The organism is Streptomyces antioxidans (genome assembly GCF_000968685.2).
Classification (GTDB): domain Bacteria; phylum Actinomycetota; class Actinomycetes; order Streptomycetales; family Streptomycetaceae; genus Streptomyces; species Streptomyces antioxidans.
This window is the reverse complement of record NZ_LAKD02000005.1, coordinates 131,397-148,705: the sequence shown is the minus strand read 5'-3', so window position 1 is coordinate 148,705 and position 17,309 is coordinate 131,397. Positions and strand designations below refer to the sequence as shown.

Annotated in this window: 14 protein-coding genes; all 14 read left to right on the top strand. The window is 69.3% G+C overall.

What is annotated here, in order from left to right; genetic code table 11:
• The first annotated feature begins 648 nt into the window (after positions 1–648).
• The 14 genes from VT50_RS04590 (at position 649) to nuoN (ending at position 16,950) form a co-directional block, all read left to right on the top strand.
• Entirely contained in the window at positions 649–1,008 is a 360-nt protein-coding gene (locus VT50_RS04590) for an NADH-quinone oxidoreductase subunit A (RefSeq protein WP_046084231.1), read from the top strand.
• A 32-nt stretch (positions 1,009–1,040) separates the two neighbouring features.
• Positions 1,041–1,595, top strand: coding sequence for a NuoB/complex I 20 kDa subunit family protein (locus VT50_RS04585; RefSeq protein WP_020869380.1), 555 nt, complete (start codon positions 1,041–1,043; stop codon positions 1,593–1,595).
• Positions 1,592–2,335 carry an NADH-quinone oxidoreductase subunit C gene (locus VT50_RS04580; protein ID WP_046084230.1) on the top strand — a complete coding sequence of 248 codons (744 nt, stop codon included), beginning with the start codon at positions 1,592–1,594 and terminating at the stop codon, positions 2,333–2,335. Before VT50_RS04585 ends, VT50_RS04580 begins: the two co-directional genes overlap by 4 nt.
• Positions 2,335–3,669 (top strand): NADH-quinone oxidoreductase subunit D, encoded by a 1,335-nt coding sequence (locus tag VT50_RS04575; RefSeq protein WP_046084229.1) that lies wholly within the window; start codon positions 2,335–2,337, stop codon positions 3,667–3,669. Before VT50_RS04580 ends, VT50_RS04575 begins: the two co-directional genes overlap by 1 nt.
• 109 nt (positions 3,670–3,778) lie before the next feature.
• Positions 3,779–4,588 carry an NADH-quinone oxidoreductase subunit NuoE gene (gene nuoE / locus VT50_RS04570; RefSeq protein ID WP_046084291.1) on the top strand — a complete coding sequence of 270 codons (810 nt, stop codon included), beginning with the start codon at positions 3,779–3,781 and terminating at the stop codon, positions 4,586–4,588.
• The gene (gene nuoF, locus VT50_RS04565) at positions 4,588–5,970 is read left to right on the top strand and encodes an NADH-quinone oxidoreductase subunit NuoF (RefSeq protein ID WP_046084228.1); all 1,383 of its coding nucleotides are present in this window, start codon (positions 4,588–4,590) and stop codon (positions 5,968–5,970) included. Before nuoE ends, nuoF begins: the two co-directional genes overlap by 1 nt.
• Positions 5,967–8,456 carry an NADH-quinone oxidoreductase subunit G gene (locus tag VT50_RS04560; RefSeq protein WP_046084227.1) on the top strand — a complete coding sequence of 830 codons (2,490 nt, stop codon included), beginning with the start codon at positions 5,967–5,969 and terminating at the stop codon, positions 8,454–8,456. Before nuoF ends, VT50_RS04560 begins: the two co-directional genes overlap by 4 nt.
• 26 nt (positions 8,457–8,482) lie before the next feature.
• Positions 8,483–9,811, top strand: a complete 1,329-nt coding sequence (gene nuoH, locus VT50_RS04555; protein ID WP_240529041.1) for an NADH-quinone oxidoreductase subunit NuoH — start codon at positions 8,483–8,485, stop codon at positions 9,809–9,811.
• Positions 9,804–10,457 (top strand): NADH-quinone oxidoreductase subunit NuoI, encoded by a 654-nt coding sequence (gene nuoI, locus VT50_RS04550; RefSeq protein WP_075200245.1) that lies wholly within the window; start codon positions 9,804–9,806, stop codon positions 10,455–10,457. Before nuoH ends, nuoI begins: the two co-directional genes overlap by 8 nt.
• On the top strand, positions 10,454–11,380 hold the full coding sequence (locus VT50_RS04545) for an NADH-quinone oxidoreductase subunit J (RefSeq protein ID WP_046084224.1): 927 nt from the start codon (positions 10,454–10,456) through the stop codon (positions 11,378–11,380). Before nuoI ends, VT50_RS04545 begins: the two co-directional genes overlap by 4 nt.
• A complete protein-coding gene (nuoK, locus tag VT50_RS04540; protein ID WP_046084223.1) occupies positions 11,377–11,676 on the top strand; it encodes an NADH-quinone oxidoreductase subunit NuoK in 300 nt (99 codons plus the stop codon). The genes VT50_RS04545 and nuoK overlap by 4 nt, the downstream gene beginning before the upstream one ends.
• A gap of 16 nt (positions 11,677–11,692) precedes the next feature.
• The gene (nuoL, locus tag VT50_RS04535) at positions 11,693–13,588 is read left to right on the top strand and encodes an NADH-quinone oxidoreductase subunit L (protein WP_046084222.1); all 1,896 of its coding nucleotides are present in this window, start codon (positions 11,693–11,695) and stop codon (positions 13,586–13,588) included.
• Between the two features lie 3 nt (positions 13,589–13,591).
• Positions 13,592–15,301, top strand: coding sequence for an NADH-quinone oxidoreductase subunit M (locus tag VT50_RS04530; RefSeq protein ID WP_046084221.1), 1,710 nt, complete (start codon positions 13,592–13,594; stop codon positions 15,299–15,301).
• Positions 15,298–16,950, top strand: coding sequence for an NADH-quinone oxidoreductase subunit NuoN (gene nuoN / locus VT50_RS04525; protein WP_046084220.1), 1,653 nt, complete (start codon positions 15,298–15,300; stop codon positions 16,948–16,950). The genes VT50_RS04530 and nuoN overlap by 4 nt, the downstream gene beginning before the upstream one ends.
• The last annotated feature ends 359 nt before the right edge of the window (positions 16,951–17,309 follow it).

Genomic DNA, 17,309 nt, shown 5'->3' with positions numbered 1-17,309 from the left:
TCGGCCGGCTTGCCCGAAATTCGCGATCATGTGCCTACGCACGGCATTTGGCGGCCAAACCGGGGCACCGCGGGACCTACCACCGATGCAGCCCGCATACCAAGGATTCCCGTGAAATCCAGCTCCACAACCCGTCCGGGCGTGGGATACCTCACTCGCTCCGACCCGCTCGTGAACGCGTGCGCGGAGCGGTGATCGCGATCGCGCGCGAGGCCGTGATCGATCGTGCGCGAGGCCGTGATCGATCGATCCGGGGCGACGGACCTTCGTCCCGGGACGAAGGTCACTCATGAGGATGGAAGGCGCATATCAGCTGACATTGCCCCGAGCAAATTTGCATGTATGTACCATGTCTTGGTAGGAGCGCAACGCGCTCACCTGTGACGATGTCTTCGAATGTCACTTCTCGTGTTCGTTCGGATGCTTCATGTACAAGATCACCGCTCATCCGACTTCATGATCCTTCGTCAGGTGGTGGAGATCACAAAGTCGTTGTCGTACCCCGTGTCGCAGATCACAGACCGACGGGCATAGGATGCAGGCGAAACGGGCTTGTGAACTGCCTCACATGTACGCGATCTTCGTGGGGTGACGGCATGTCCGTGCGGTCCGCCAAACAGTCATCGTCGACTGAAGGGAGCGAGGACGGTGAACGCATACGCGCCCATCCTCGTACTGGGAGCCCTCGGGGCAGGTTTTGCGATCTTCTCGGTTGTGATGGCCGCGATCATCGGCCCCAAGCGCTACAACCGGGCCAAGCTCGAAGCCTATGAGTGCGGCATCGAGCCGACTCCGCAGCCGGCCGGCGGTGGGCGCTTCCCCATCAAGTACTACCTGACGGCGATGCTCTTCATCGTCTTCGACATCGAGATCGTCTTCCTCTACCCCTGGGCCGTCACCTTCGACGCCCTCGGCCTGTTCGGGCTCGTGGAGATGCTCCTCTTCGTGCTCACGGTCTTCGTCGCCTACGGCTATGTCTGGCGGCGCGGCGGCCTGGAGTGGGACTAAAGGGGCTCTAGAGGAGATAGGGGAAACATCGCATGGGTATCGAAGAGAAGCTCCCGAGTGGGTTTCTGCTCACCACCGTGGAACAGGCCGCCGGGCTGGCCCGTAAGTCCTCCGTCTTCCCGGCCACCTTCGGCCTGGCCTGTTGCGCCATCGAAATGATGACCACCGGCGCGGGGCGCTATGACCTCGCGCGCTTCGGCATGGAGGTCTTCCGCGGCTCGCCCCGCCAGGCCGATCTGATGATCGTGGCCGGGCGCGTCAGCCAGAAGATGGCCCCGGTGCTGCGCCAGGTCTACGACCAGATGCCGAACCCGAAGTGGGTCATCTCCATGGGCGTCTGCGCCTCCTCCGGAGGGATGTTCAACAACTACGCGATCGTGCAGGGCGTCGATCACATCGTCCCGGTCGACATCTACCTGCCCGGCTGCCCGCCGCGGCCCGAGATGCTCATGGACTCGATCCTCAAGCTGCACGAGAAGATCCGCGAGGAGAAGCTCGGCGTCAACCGCGAGCGTGCGGCCCGCGAGGCGGAGGAAGCGGCGCTGAAGGCGCTGCCGATGATCGAGATGAAGGGGCTTCTGCGTTGACCGAGGCCAATGGATCCAACGGGGTCAACCCGGACAAGGACCTCAACGCCGAGAACCTCCCCGGCCGCCGCGGCGACCAGGGCGAGCCCATCCGCGTCCAGCGCGGGATGTTCGGAGCCAACAACGGCGGCGACACCACCGGCTACGGCGGGCTGGTGCGCCCCGTACGGCTGCCCGGCCAGGCCACCCGGCCGTACGGGGGCTGGTTCGACGAGGTCGCCGACGAGCTCGAGGGCGCGCTCGAGGAGCAGTCGCTGCTCCCGGAGAACGCGATCGAGAAGACCGTCGTGGACCGCGGTGAGCTGACCTTCCACATCGCCCGGGAGCACCTTCCGCGGGTCGCCCGGACCCTGCGCGACGACCCGGCGCTCCGCTTCGAGCTGTGCACCGGCGTCAGCGGAGTCCACTTCCCCGGCGACAAGGGCCGCGAGCTGCACGCCGTCTACCACCTGCGGTCGATCACCCACAACCGGATGATCCGGCTGGAGGTGAGCGCTCCGGATGACGACCCCCACATCCCGTCGATCGTCGACGTCTATCCGACCAACGACTGGCACGAGCGCGAGACCTACGACTTCTTCGGCCTGATCTTCGACGGTCATCCCGCACTGACGCGGATCATGATGCCCGACGACTGGCAGGGCTTCCCGCAACGCAAGGACTACCCGCTCGGCGGCATCCCCGTCGAGTACAAGGGCGCCCAGATCCCGGCTCCGGACCAGCGGAGGTCGTACAGCTGATGACTGCCCCCCATGCAACGCCTTCCGCCTCCGCGCGCGAGACGACCGAAGGCACCGTCTACACCGTCACCGGCGGCGACTGGGACGAGGTCGTGGCCGCCGCGGCGAAGGCCGACGACGAGCGGATCATCGTCAACATGGGTCCGCAGCACCCCTCCACCCACGGGGTGCTCCGGCTGATCCTGGAGATCGACGGTGAGACGGTCACCGAGGCCCGCTGCGGAATCGGTTATCTGCACACCGGAATCGAGAAGAACCTCGAATTCCGGAACTGGACGCAGGGCACCACCTTCGTGACGCGCATGGACTACCTGACGCCCTTCTACAACGAGGCGGCGTACTGCCTGGGCGTCGAGAAGCTGCTCGGCATCGAGGACCAGGTCCCGGACCGCGCCTCGGTGATCCGGGTGCTGCTGATGGAGCTCAACCGGCTCTCCTCGCACCTGGTGGCCATCGCCACCGGCGGTATGGAGCTCGGCGCGACCACGATCATGATCTACGGCTTCCGGGACCGCGAGCTGATCCTGGACATCTTCGAGCTGATCACCGGTCTGCGGATGAACCACGCGTACATCCGGCCCGGCGGGCTCGCCCAGGACCTGCCGCCGGGGGCGGTCGACCAGATCCGGGCCCTGCTGAAGACGATGCGGAAGAACCTGCCCGAGTACGACAAGCTCGCCACCGGGAACCCGATCTTCAAGGCCCGGCTGCAGGACGTGGGCTACCTCGACATCGCGGGCTGCATGGCGCTCGGGGTGACCGGTCCGATACTGCGGGCCACCGGGCTGCCGCACGATCTGCGCAAGTCCGATCCGTACTGCGGCTATGACACCTACGACTTCGAGGTGCCGACCGCCGAGAGCTGCGACGCCTACGGCCGGTTCCTGATCCGGCTGGAGGAGATGCGCCAGTCCCTGCGGATCGTCGAGCAGTGCCTGGAGCGGCTGGAGCCGGGCCCGGTGATGGTGGCCGACAAGAAGATCGCCTGGCCCGCGCAGCTCGCGCTCGGCCCGGACGGCCTCGGCAACTCCCTGGACCACATCAAGAACATCATGGGCACCTCGATGGAGGCCCTGATCCACCACTTCAAGCTGGTGACCGAGGGATTCCGGGTCGCGCCCGGACAGGCGTACACGGCGATCGAGTCGCCCAAGGGCGAACTGGGCGCCCATGTGGTCAGCGACGGCGGCACCCGCCCGTATCGCGTCCACTTCCGGGACCCGTCCTTCACCAATCTGCAGGCCGTGGCGGCGATGTGCGAGGGCGGCCAGGTCGCCGACGTGATCGTCGCTGTCGCGTCCATCGACCCCGTGATGGGAGGAGTGGACCGGTGACCGACGCACGCGCGGCCACCGGGCCGCAGATGACGACGATGGCCGCACCTCTGCGCCGCGTGGGCGGAGAAGGGAACGATGAGGCACAGTGACTGATGTCCAGCTGGGGATGCCGGAACTGCCGGCCCCCGACTACCCGGCCGAGGCGCGCACCCGGCTCGAGGAGGACGCCCGGGAGGTGATCGCCCGCTACCCGGACAGCCGCAGCGCGCTGCTGCCGCTGCTGCACCTGGTGCAGTCCGAGGAGGGCCATGTCACCCGTACCGGCATGCGGTTCTGCGCCGAGATGCTGGGCCTCACCACCGCCGAGGTCACCGCGGTCGCCACCTTCTACACGATGTACCGGCGCAAGCCCTCCGGCGACTACCAGGTGGGGGTGTGCACCAACACCCTGTGCGCGGTGATGGGCGGCGACGCGATCTTCGAGGAGCTGCAGAGCCATCTGGGGGTGGGCAACGGGGAGACCACCGAGGACGGCAAGGTCACCCTGGAGCACATCGAGTGCAACGCGGCCTGCGACTACGCACCCGTGGTGATGGTCAACTGGGAGTTCTTCGACAACCAGACCGTCGAGTCCGCCAAGGCGCTGGTCGACGAGTTGCGGGCGGGCCGGACCGTGGAGCCGACCCGGGGCGCGCCGCTGTGCACCTACAAGGAGACCGCCCGGATCCTGGCCGGCTTCCCCGACACCCGTCCGGGCGCCGTCGAGGCCGGTGGCTCCGCGGGGCCCGCCTCGCTGGTCGGGCTGCGGCTGGCCAAGGGTGAGGTGGCCCCCGGCCGGGTCGTCTCGCCGAGGTCCGCGGACGCCCCGCAGGACGAGGCGCCGCCGGCGCATCCCAGCTCGCATGACGCGCCGCAGCGGACCTCCGCCTCCGATCCGCACCACCCGGCCGGTCCGGTCGCCGAGGAGGGGGAGTGATGACCGTGACAACCGAGATCAATGGGCACAGCCCCGAGAAGCTGCTGGCACCCGTGCTCTCCGCGTTCTGGGACCAGCCCAACTCCTGGGCCCTGCGCACCTATCTGCGGCACGAGGGCTACCAGGGCATGCACAAGGCCCTCGCGATGGAACCCGACGCGGTGATCGCGCTGGTGAAGGACGCGGGTCTGCGCGGTCGCGGCGGCGCGGGCTTCCCCACCGGAATGAAGTGGCAGTTCATTCCGCAGGGCGACGGCAAACCGCACTACCTCGTCGTCAACGCCGATGAGTCGGAACCGGGCACCTGCAAGGACATCCCCCTTCTCTACGCCAATCCGCACTCCCTGATCGAGGGCATGATCATCGCCTGTCATGCCATCCGCTCCGAGCACGCCTTCATCTATCTGCGCGGCGAGGCGGTCCCCGTACTGCGGCGGCTGCACGAGGCCGTGCGCGAGGCGTACGAGGAGGGCTACCTCGGCACCGCGGAGCAGCGGCGGCGGAAGCTCGGGGTGGACGGACTGCCCGGTCTCGACATCACCGTGCACGCGGGCGCCGGTGCGTACATCTGTGGTGAGGAGACCGCGCTGCTGGACTCGCTGGAGGGCCGCCGCGGCCAGCCCCGGCTGCGGCCCCCCTTCCCCGCGGTCGCCGGTCTGTACGCGTGCCCCACTGTTGTCAACAACGTGGAGTCCATCGCCTCGGTTCCCGCGATCCTCAACAAGGGCAAGGAATGGTTCCGTTCGATGGGCAGCGAGAAGTCCCCGGGCTTCACGCTCTACTCGCTGTCCGGCCATGTGGCCAACCCCGGACAGTACGAGGGTCCGCTCGGCATCACCCTGCGCCAGCTGCTGGAGATGAGCGGCGGGATCCGCCCGGGCCACCGGCTGAAGTTCTGGACCCCGGGCGGCTCGTCCACCCCGCTGCTCACCGATGAGCACCTCGACGTCCCGCTGGACTACGAGGGCGTGGGAGCGGCCGGGTCGATGCTGGGCACCAAGGCGCTCCAGTGCTTCGACGAGACCACCTGTGTGGTGCGGGCCGTGACCCGCTGGACCGAGTTCTACGCGCATGAGTCCTGCGGCAAGTGCACACCCTGCCGCGAGGGCACCTACTGGCTGGTCCAGCTGTTGCGCGACCTCGAGGCCGGTAAGGGCCGCAGGGAGGACCTCGACAAGCTGGCGGACATCGCCGACAACATCAACGGCAAGTCCTTCTGCGCCCTCGGCGACGGCGCGGCCAGCCCCATCTTCTCCTCGCTGAAGTACTTCCGCGAGGAGTACGAGCAGCACATCACCGGCGGGGGCTGTCCGTTCGACCCGGCCAAGTCGACCGTCTGGGCCGACGAGCCGCGCTCCACTCACCTGGGGGTGAACGCATGACCGTGACCACCAACGCACCCTCGTCGGGCGGGGAGGCGGCGGTGCCGCGAGAAGATCTGGTCTCCGTCACCATCGACGGGATCGAGATCTCGGTCCCCAAGGGGACGCTGGTCATCCGCGCCGCCGAACTGCTCGGCATCGAGATCCCGCGGTTCTGCGACCATCCGCTCCTCGACCCGGCCGGCGCCTGCCGCCAGTGCATCGTCGAGGTGGAGGGCCAGCGCAAGCCGATGGCCTCCTGCACCATCACCTGCACCGACGGGATGGTGGTCAAGACGCAGCTCACCTCGCCGGTGGCCGAGAAGGCCCAGCGCGGGGTGATGGAGCTGCTGCTGATCAACCACCCGCTGGACTGCCCGGTCTGCGACAAGGGCGGTGAATGCCCGCTGCAGAACCAGGCGATGAGCGCCGGACAGGCCGACAGCCGGTTCGAGGGCCAGAAGCGGACGTTCGCCAAGCCGGTCCCGATCTCGGCCCAGGTGCTGCTGGACCGCGAGCGCTGTGTGCTGTGCGCGCGCTGCACCCGCTTCTCCAACCAGATCGCGGGCGACCCGATGATCGAGCTGCTGGAGCGGGGCGCGCTGCAGCAGGTGGGCACCGGCGAGGGCGACCCCTTCGAGTCGTACTTCTCCGGGAACACCATCCAGATCTGCCCGGTGGGCGCCCTGACCTCGGCGGCGTACCGCTTCCGCTCCCGCCCCTTCGACCTGGTCTCCTCGCCGAGCGTGTGCGAACACTGCGCGGGCGGCTGCGCCACCCGCACCGACCACCGCCGCGGCAAGGTCATGCGGCGGCTGGCCGCGGACGACCCCGAGGTCAACGAGGAGTGGATCTGCGACAAGGGGCGCTTCGGCTTCCGCTACGCCCAGCTGCCGGAGCGGCTTACCACCCCGCTGGTGCGCGACCGCGAGACGGGGGAGCTGGCGCCGGCGAGCTGGCCCGAGGCGCTGGACGCGGCGGCCGGGGGGCTCAGCACGGCGCGCGGCCGCACCGGGGTGCTCACCGGCGGCCGGCTGACCGTCGAGGACGCCTACGCCTACGCGAAGTTCGCGCGGCTCGCCCTGGACACCAACGACATCGACTTCCGGGCCCGTCTCCACAGCGACGAGGAGGCCGACTTCCTGGCCACCCACATCGCGGGCCGGGGGCGTGACCTGGACGGCGGTGGACTCAGCTACAGCGCGCTGGAGAAGGCCCCGGCCGTACTGCTGGTCGGCTTCGAGGCCGAGGAGGAGTCGCCCGGCGTCTTCCTGCGGCTGCGCAAGGCGCACCGCAAGCACGGACAGCGCACCTTCTCACTGGCCACCCACGCCACCCGGGGCCTGGAGAAGGCGGGCGGCACCCTGCTGCCCGCCGCCCCCGGCACCGAGACCGAGTGGCTGGACGCCATCGCGGGCCGCACCGGTCTGGACGAGGGCGGGGAGCGGGCCGCGGAGGCGCTGCGCGAAGAGGGCGCGGTGATCATCGTGGGCGAGCGGCTGGCGTCCGTGGCCGGCGGGCTGACCGCCGCCGTACGGGCAGCCGCCGCCACCGGGGCCACCCTCGTCTGGATTCCGCGCCGGGCGGGGGAGCGGGGCGCGATCGAGGCGGGGGCGCTGCCCGGGCTGCTGCCCGGCGGCCGCCCGGCCCATGACCCGCGGGCCCGCGAGGAGGTCTCCTCCGTCTGGGGCGCCGTCGACCTGCCGCACCAGGTGGGCCGGGACACCGGCCAGATCATCGAGGCCGCGGCGGTCGGCGGGATCGGCGCGCTGCTGGTCGCGGGCGTCGAGGTCGCCGATCTGCCCGATCCGGCGCGGGCCCTGGAGGCCCTGGACGCGGTGGACTTCCTGGTCAGCCTGGAGCAGCGGCCGTCGGAGGTCACCGAGCGGGCCGATGTGGTGCTGCCGGTCGCGGCGGTCGTCGAGAAGTCCGGCACCTTCCTCAACTGGGAGGGCCGGGCCCGGCCGTTCGAGGCCGCGCTCAAGCCCGACCAGATGACCCGCCGCCATACGCTTCCGGACGCCCGGGTGCTGCACATGCTGGCCGACGCGCTGGACGCGCCCCTGGGCCTGCCGGATGTCGAGGCCGTACGCGCCGAGCTGACCCGGCTGGGCACCTGGCAGGGCCCGCGCGCCACCGCCTCGCTGGAGACGGGCGGTCCGCTGCCCCGCCCGGCCGAGGGCGAGGCGGTCCTCGCCGGCCACCGGCTGCTGCTCGACCAGGGCCGGCTGCAGGACGGCGATCCAGCGCTGGCCGGGACCCGGCACGCGGCCGTGGCCCGGCTGTCGGCGGCCACGGCGGACGAGGCGGGGGTCAAGGACGGCCAGATCCTCCGGGTCAGCGGCCCGGCCGGCGCCGTCCAGCTGCCGCTGAGCGTCACCGCGATGCCCGACCGGGTGGTGTGGCTGCCGCTGGACTCCGTCGGCGGCGGTGTCCAGCGCGATCTGGGGGCCCGCCCCGGCGATGTCGTGACGATCACTGCCCCCGCGACGGAGGTGGCCCAGTGAGGTATCTCGCCGCAGAGGACCTGTCGATGTTCGGCCGCGACCCGTGGTGGCTGATCGCGATCAAGGCCGTCTTCTGCTTCGCGTTCCTGATGGTGACCGTGCTCATCTCCATCGTCATGGAGCGCAAGGTGGTCGGCTGGATGCAGCTGCGCATCGGCCCCAACCGCCACGGCCCCTGGGGCATGCTGCAGTCCCTCGCGGACGGCGTGAAGCTGATGCTCAAGGAGGACGTGGTCGTCAAGGGCGCGGACAAGGTGGTCTACGTCCTGGCGCCGGTCGTCGCGGCCATCCCCGCCTTCATGGCGGTCGCGGTGATGCCGTTCGGCCCGGCCGGCGGCGAGGTCTCGGTCTTCGGCCACCGCACCGCGATGCAGCTGACCGATCTGCCGATCGCCGTGCTCTACATCCTCGCCACCGCCTCGGTCGGCATCTACGGCATCGTGCTGGCGGGCTGGTCCTCCGGATCGACGTATCCGCTGCTGGGGGGCCTGCGCTCCTGCGCCCAGATGATCAGCTACGAGATCGCGATGGGGCTCTCCTTCGCGGCGGTCTTCCTCTACTCCGGGTCGATGTCGACCTCGCAGATCGTGGAGTCGCAGCAGGACCGCTGGTACGCGGTGCTGCTGCCGGTCTCGTTCCTCATCTACATCGTCTCGATGATCGGTGAGACCAACCGGGCGCCGTTCGACATGCCGGAGTCCGAGGGCGACCTGGTCGGCGGCTTCAACACCGAGTACTCCTCGATCAAGTTCGCGATGTTCATGCTCGCCGAGTACATCAACATGGTCACCGTCTCGATGGTCGCCGTCACCCTCTTCCTCGGCGGCTGGCGGGCGCCCTGGCCGATCAGCACCTTCTGGGCGGGCGCCAACCACGGCTGGTGGCCACTGCTGTGGTTCGTCGGCAAGGTCGTGACATCGCTGTTCGTCTTCATCTGGGTGCGCGGCACGCTTCCGCGCGTCCGCTACGACCAGTTCATGAAGCTGGGCTGGAAGGTGCTCATCCCGATCTCGATGGTCTGGCTGATGCTGGTCGCCACCGTACGGGCGCTGCGCAACGAGAACTACGACTACCAGGACATCGTGCTCTACGTGGGCAGCGCGGTGATCGCGCTGCTGCTGCTGTCCTTCGTGGTCGACTTCTTCCGCGACCGGTCGGCGCAGGCCGACGAGGCCGGAGCGGAACAGGGACCGGAGCCCGCCTTCGATCCGATGGCGGGAGGTTTCCCGGTGCCGCCGCTGCCCGGCCAGACCTTGCCGCCCGTCCCCCGCCGACGTCCGCGCACCGAGCGCGAGTTGATTGTCAGTGGTGGCCCCGACACTGTAAGTGACGGAAAGGAGGCCGACGGTGTCTGACTTCCAGAATCCGGTGGCCGGCTTCGGCGTGACCTTCAAGGCCATGTTCAAGAAGCGGCTCACCGAACAGTACCCAGAGGTGAAGAAGCCCACCGCGCCCCGCTTCCACGGACGCCACCAGCTCAACCGGCACCCGGACGGGCTGGAGAAGTGCATCGGCTGTGAGCTGTGCGCCTGGGCCTGCCCCGCCGACGCGATCTACGTGGAGGGCGCGGACAACACCGAGGAGGAGCGCTACTCCCCCGGGGAGCGCTACGGCCGCGTCTACCAGATCAACTACCTGCGCTGCATCCTGTGCGGCCTGTGCGTCGAGGCGTGCCCCACCCGGGCGCTCACCATGACCAATGAGTACGAGCTCGCCGACCGCAGCCGCGAATCGCTCATCTACACCAAGGAAGAGCTGCTCGCGGGCCTCGAGGACGGGATGGTCGACTCCCCGCACGCCATCTACCCCGGCACCGACGAGCAGGACTACTACCGGGGTCTGGTGACCGAGGCCGCGTCCGGCACCACCCCTCAGGTCGCGGTCAGCAAGGGCGAGACCCTGTCAGACCAGGCCGCGGGGAACGAGGAGTTGTCGCAGGAGCGGCAGCGGGAGCCGGAGGAGCGGGAGTCGCAGGACCGGCAGCGGGGGGTGCAGGCATGAGCGGCGGCGCTCTGGCCGCGGCGGCCTCCACCACCTCCACCGGTGAGGCCCTCCAGTTCTGGGTGCTCGGCACCGTCGCCGTGATCGGCGCGCTGTGCACGATCCTGATGCGCAAGGCCGTGCACAGCGCCCTGTGTCTGGCGGGCACCATGATCGTCCTGGCGGTCTTCTACCTCGCCAACGGCGCGTACTTCCTGGGCGTCGTCCAGATCGTCGTCTACACCGGCGCGATCATGATGCTCTTCCTCTTCGTGGTGATGCTGGTCGGTGTCACCGCCGCCGACTCCCTCAAGGAGACCCTGAAGGGGCAGCGCTGGCTCGCCGCCCTGTGCGGGCTCGGCTTCGGCATCCTGCTGTGTGCCGGGATCGGCAATGCCTCGCTGACGACGTGGAACGGCCTGGGCCAGGCCAACTCCGGCGGCAATGTGGAGGGCCTGGCGTCGCTGATCTTCACCAAGTACGTCTTCGCCTTCGAGATCACCGGCGCGCTGCTGATCACCGCGGCGGTCGGCGCGATGGTGCTGACCCACCGCGAGCGCACCGAGCGGGCCCGCACCCAGCGCGAGCAGTCCGAGGCGCGGGTGCGCAGCGGGCGGAACGTGCCGCCGCTGCCCGCACCCGGTGTGTACGCGCGGCACAACGCGGTGGACATCCCCGGTCTGCTGCCCGACGGCACCCCGTCCGACCTCACGGTCAACGCCACGCTGCGCGGCCGCGGTCAGATCCGGGACGTCTCCAGCGAGGCGCTGGCCGAGCTGGCGGCGTTGGAGCAGCGCTCCCAGCGCTGGCTGGGCCGGAAGGGCAACGGGACCGGCAAGCCGTCCGGGGGCGCCGGGAAACCGGGCGCGTCCGAGAACGGTGAGAACGGTGAAGACGGCGAGAGCGCGGGCAGTGCGCCGAATCCGAGGGGAGTCGCCAAGTGAATCCGGTCAACTACCTCTATCTGGCCGCGCTGTTGTTCACCATTGGTGCGGCCGGCGTCGTCATCAGGCGGAACGCGATCGTCCTCTTCATGTGCGTCGAGCTGATGCTGAACGCGTGCAACCTGGCGTTCGTCACCTTCTCCCGGCTGCACGGCAATCTCGACGGCCAGATCATCGCCTTCTTCACGATGGTCGTGGCCGCGGCGGAGGTTGTGGTCGGTCTCGCGATCATCGTGACCATCTTCCGCTCCCGCCACTCGGCCTCGGTCGACGACGCCAGCCTGATGAAGCTCTAGAAGGGGTCGCGTTCACGTGGAGAACCTCATCGGATTGCTTGTCGCGGTCCCGCTGCTCGGCGCGGCCCTGCTGCTGTGCGGAGGGCGGCGGCTGGACGGCAAGGGCCACTACATCGGCACGGTGCTCGCCGCCGCCTCCTTCGCCATCGGCGCGGTGCTCTTCGCCGACATGCTCGGCCGCGGCGAGCACGACCGGGCCCTGCACAGCAAGGTCTTCAGCTGGATCCCGGTGGGCGGCTTCCGCGCGGACGTCGCCTTCCAGCTCGATCAGCTGTCCATGACCTTCGTCCTGCTGATCACCGGTGTGGGCACGCTGATCCACATCTACTCGATCGGCTATATGGAGCACGACGAGCGGCGCCGCCGCTTCTTCGGCTATCTCAACCTCTTCCTCGCGGCGATGCTGCTGCTGGTCCTCGCCGACAACTACCTGCTGCTGTACGTCGGCTGGGAGGGCGTCGGCCTCGCCTCGTACCTGCTGATCGGCTTCTGGCAGCACAAGCCCAGCGCGGCCACGGCGGCGAAGAAGGCGTTTATCGTCAACCGCGTCGGCGATGTGGGCCTGTCGATCGCGATCATGCTGATGTTCACGACCTTCGGGACCTTCGCCTTCGCCCCGGTGCTGAGCAACGCGGGGGACGCGGGCGAGGGCAAGGTCACCGCGATCGGGCTGATGCTGCTGCTCGCGGCCTGCGGCAAGTCGGCCCAGGTGCCGCTGCAGTCCTGGCTCGGGGACGCCATGGAGGGCCCGACCCCGGTCTCGGCCCTGATCCACGCGGCGACCATGGTGACCGCGGGCGTGTACCTGATCACCCGCTCCGGCGCGATCTTCAACGCCGCGCCGGACGCCCAGGCCGCGGTGGTCGCCGTCGGCGCGGTCACGCTCCTCTTCGGTGCGATCGTCGGTTGCGCCAAGGACGACATCAAGAAGGCCCTGGCCGGGTCCACCATGTCCCAGATCGGCTATATGATCCTGGCCGCCGGGCTCGGTCCGATCGGCTATGTCTTCGCGATCATGCACCTGGTGACCCACGGCTTCTTCAAGGCGGGGCTCTTCCTCGGGGCCGGTTCGGTCATGCACGCCATGAACGACGAGGTCGACATGCGCAAGTACGGCGGCCTGCGGAAGTACATGCCGGTCACCTTCGTCACCTTCGGGCTCGGCTATCTCGCGATCATCGGCTTCCCCGGGCTGTCCGGCTTCTGGTCCAAGGACAAGATCATCGAGGCGGCGTTCGCCAAGGGCGGCACCGAGGGCTGGATCCTCGGCGGCGCGGCCCTGCTGGGCGCGGCCATCACCGCGTACTACATGACGCGGGTGATGCTGCTGACCTTCTTCGGCGAGAAGCGCTGGGTGCCGGACGAGGAGGGCCACGAGCCGCATCCGCACGAGTCGCCCTCGTCCATGACCATCCCCATGATCGTCCTGGCCGTGGGATCGGTCTTCGCGGGCGGGCTGTTCAGCCTCAACGACGCGTTCCTGAAGTGGCTGGAGCCGGTCACCGGGCACAGCCACGGCGACTCCCCGCTGAGCGCCGCGGCGGTCACCGGCGGGACGATGGTGGTGCTGCTGATCGGTGTCGCGCTCGCCTGGGCGCAGTACGGACGCCGCCCGGTGCCGCGCACCGCCCCCCGCGGATCGCTGCTCACCCGGGCCGCCCGGCGTGATCTGCTCCAGGACGACTTCAACCATGTCGCGCTCGTCAAACCCGGCCAGTATCTGACCCGCGGTCTGGTCTATGTCGACCACAAGCTGGTCGACGGGGTGGTCAACGGCACCGCGGCCTCGGTCGGCGGGCTCTCCGGCCGGCTGCGAAAGCTGCAGAACGGCTATGCCCGTACGTACGCGGTCTCGATGTTCGGCGGTACGGCGGTGCTCATCGCCGCGACCCTGCTGATGAGGGCGGTCTGAGTCATGTCATTTCCCCTGCTGACGGCCACGGCCTTGGTGCCCGCGCTCGGCGCGGTGGCCACCGCCGCCGTGCCCGCCGCCCAGCGCGCCGCCGCCAAGTGGGTGGCGCTGGGCTTCTCCCTGGTCACCCTCGCCCTCGCGGCGGTCGTGCTGGTCCGCTTCGACCCCGGCGGCGCCCACTTCCAGCTCACCGAATCGCACCCCTGGATCAAGGACTTCGGCGTCCGCTACGAACTGGGCGTGGACGGGATCGCGGTCGCGCTGATCGCGCTCACCGCGGTGCTCATCCCCTTCATCATCCTGGCGGGCTGGCATGACGCCGATCCGCTGGAAGGCGCCCGCCCCAACCGCCGCTGGCGGCCGACCCAGGGCTTCTTCGCGCTGATCCTGATGGTCGAGGCGATGGTGGTGATCTCCTTCGAGGCCACCGACGTCTTCCTCTTCTACATCTTCTTCGAGGCCATGCTGATCCCGATGTACTTCCTCATCGGGGGCTTCGGGGACCGGGCCGGGGGCCGCTCCGAGGAGGAGACGGCCACTCAGCGCTCGTACGCCGCGGTGAAGTTCCTGCTCTACAACCTGGCGGGCGGGCTGATCATGCTCGCCGCGGTGGTCGGTCTGTACGCGGTCACCGCCGACCAGCTCGGCACCGGCACCTTCTCGCTGCAGGAGATCGTCCAGGCGCGGACGGGCGGCCATCTCGACATGGCGACCAGCACCGAGCGGCTGCTGTTCCTCGGCTTCTTCTTCGCCTTCGCGGTGAAGGCGCCGCTGTGGCCGCTGCACACCTGGCTGCCCAACGCGATGGGGGAGTCCACCGCCCCGGTCGCCGTGCTGATCACCGCGGTGGTCGACAAGGTCGGCACCTTCGCGATGCTCCGCTTCTGCCTCCAGCTCTTCCCGGAGGCCAGCAAGTGGGCCACCCCGGCGATCCTGATCCTGGCGCTCATCAGCATCATCTACGGCGCGCTGCTGGCGATCGGCCAGCGGGACATCAAGCGGCTGATCGCCTATGCCTCGATCTCCCACTTCGGCTTCATCATCCTGGGCATCTTCGCGATGACCACCCAGGGCCAGGGCGGCGCCACCCTCTACATGGTCAATCACGGGGTCTCCACGGCCGCGCTGATGCTGGTGGCCGGGTTCCTGATCACCCGGCGCGGTTCGCGGCTCATCGCCGACTACGGCGGGGTGCAGAAGGTGGCGCCGGTGCTCGCCGGGACCTTCCTGATCGGCGGGCTCGCCACTCTCTCGCTGCCCGGGCTCGCGCCGTTCATCAGCGAATTCCTGGTCCTGGTCGGCACGTTCAGCCGCTACCCGGTGTTCGGCGTGATCGCGACCGTCGGAATAGTGCTGGCGGCGCTCTACGTCCTGATCCTCTACCAACGCACCATGACCGGTCCGGTGAAGGACGAGGTGCGGTCCATGCCGGATCTGCGGGTGCGTGAGCTGGTCGTCGTGGCCCCGCTCATCGCCCTGCTGATCTTCCTCGGGGTCTATCCCAAGCCGCTGGCCGACATCGTCAATCCGGCGGTCGACCACACGATGTCCGTGGTGGACAAGAAGGATCCCAAGCCCGATCATCCCGTGACCGACGCGGGCTGGTTCAGCTACAGCCCGAAGTCCGAGGGCGCCAGCCATGGCGGTGCTCAGCACGAGGGTGCTCACCACAACGGTGCCCACCACGACGGTGCTTCTGGAGGTGCCAAGTGACCCACGCGGCCACTGTCCACAGCCTGTGGACAACAGCGGCGGCGGCGCCCGACAAGATCCCGTCGCCCCATGTCGAGTACGGACAGCTGTCGCCCACGCTGATCGTCCTCGGCGCCGCGATCGTCGGCGTCCTGGTCGAGGCGTTCATTCCGCGCCGCCAGCGGTACGTGGCGCAGCTGTTCGTCTCCGTGGTCGCCCTGGCCGCGGCCTTCGCCGCCGTGATCGGCCTCGCCGCCGGGGGCTACGGCACCAGCAAGGCCCGTGTCGCGGCCATGGGCGCGATCGCGGTCGACGGACCGGCGCTCTTCCTGCAGGGGACCATCCTCCTGGTGGCGCTGGTGGCGGTGTTCACCTTCGCCGAGCGGCGGCTGGATCCGGTGGTGCACGGCAACCGCGTCGACTCCTTCGCGGCCCAGGCCGCCGCCGTGCCCGGCGGCGACGCCGAAAAGGCCGCCGTCAAGGCGGGGTTCACCACCACCGAGGTCTTTCCGCTGGTCCTCTTCGCGGTCGGCGGCATGCTGGTCTTCCCGTCCGCCAACGATCTGCTGACGCTCTTCGTGGCGCTGGAGGTCTTCTCCCTGCCGCTGTACATCCTGTGCGCGCTGGCCCGGCGCCAGCGCACGTTGTCGCAGGAGGCCGCGGTCAAGTACTTCCTGCTCGGCGCCTTCTCCTCGGCGTTCCTGCTCTTCGGCATCGCCCTGCTGTACGGCTATGCGGGCACGGTCTCCTACTCCGGGATCGCGGACGTCGTCGACGGCCAGGTCAGGAACGTCACCCCCGCGCTCGCCGGGACCATGGGCAATGACGCACTGCTGCTGATCGGCGGCGCGATGGTACTGATGGGGCTGCTGTTCAAGATCGGCGCCGTGCCGTTCCACATGTGGACCCCCGACGTCTACCAGGGCGCCCCGACCCCGGTGACCGGCTTCATGGCGGCGGCCACCAAGGTCGCGGCCTTCGGCGCGCTGCTGCGGCTGCTGTACGTCGTGCTGCCGGGGCTGCGCTGGGACTGGCGGCCGGTGATGTGGGGCGTCGCCATCGTCACCATGCTGGGCGGCGCGATCGTGGCCGTCACCCAGACCGATGTGAAGCGGCTGCTGGCGTACTCCTCGATCGCCCACGCCGGGTTCATCCTGGCCGGTGTCATCGCCACCACGCCCGACGGCATCTCCTCCGTCCTCTTCTACCTCGCCGCGTACTCCTTCGTGACCCTCGGCGCCTTCGCGGTGGTCACCCTGGTACGGGACGCGGGCGGAGAGGCCACCCACCTGTCCAAGTGGGCCGGTCTCGGCCGCCGTTCACCCCTGGTGGCCGCCGTCTTCGCTGTCTTCCTGCTGGCCTTTGCCGGTATCCCGCTGACCAGCGGCTTCGCCGGGAAGTTCGCGGTCTTCAAGGCGGCGGCCGACGGTGGGGCGGGCCCGCTGGTGGTGATCGGTGTGATCTCCTCGGCGATCGCCGCGTTCTTCTACATCCGGGTGATCGTGCTGATGTTCTTCAGCGAGCCGCGCACGGACGGTCCGTCCGTGGCCGTGCCGAGCCCGCTGACCTCGTCGGCCATCGCGATCGGCGTAGCGGTCACACTGGTCCTCGGCGTCGCCCCGCAGTACTTCCTGGACCTGGCGAGCCAGGCGGGAGTCTTCGTCCGCTAACCATCCCCCTACGCGGCTCCACCGCACATCAGGGGGCTTCGCCCCCTGACCCCCGGCCGGGCGTGGACACCAAACCGGTGCCCGCGCCCGGCCGGAGCCAATTCCCCCGCCCCTCCCCGAAACCAGGGGCTGCGCCCCTGGACCTCGCCCTGGCTCGGAGTTCGGTAGGGACACCGTGATTGTGGGGCAGGGTGCGCGGGTTCCGGGGCGGGTGGCGTCATTCCAGCCCCTCCGGCGATTGAGGAGCGGGGTCCGGGGCGGAGCCCGGCGGGGGCAGGGGTGGAGCCCCCTGGTTCGGGAAGGGGCGGGGTGGGGCAAGCCCGCCGCAGGCGCCGACGCGAGACCGTCGCCCTGTGCGC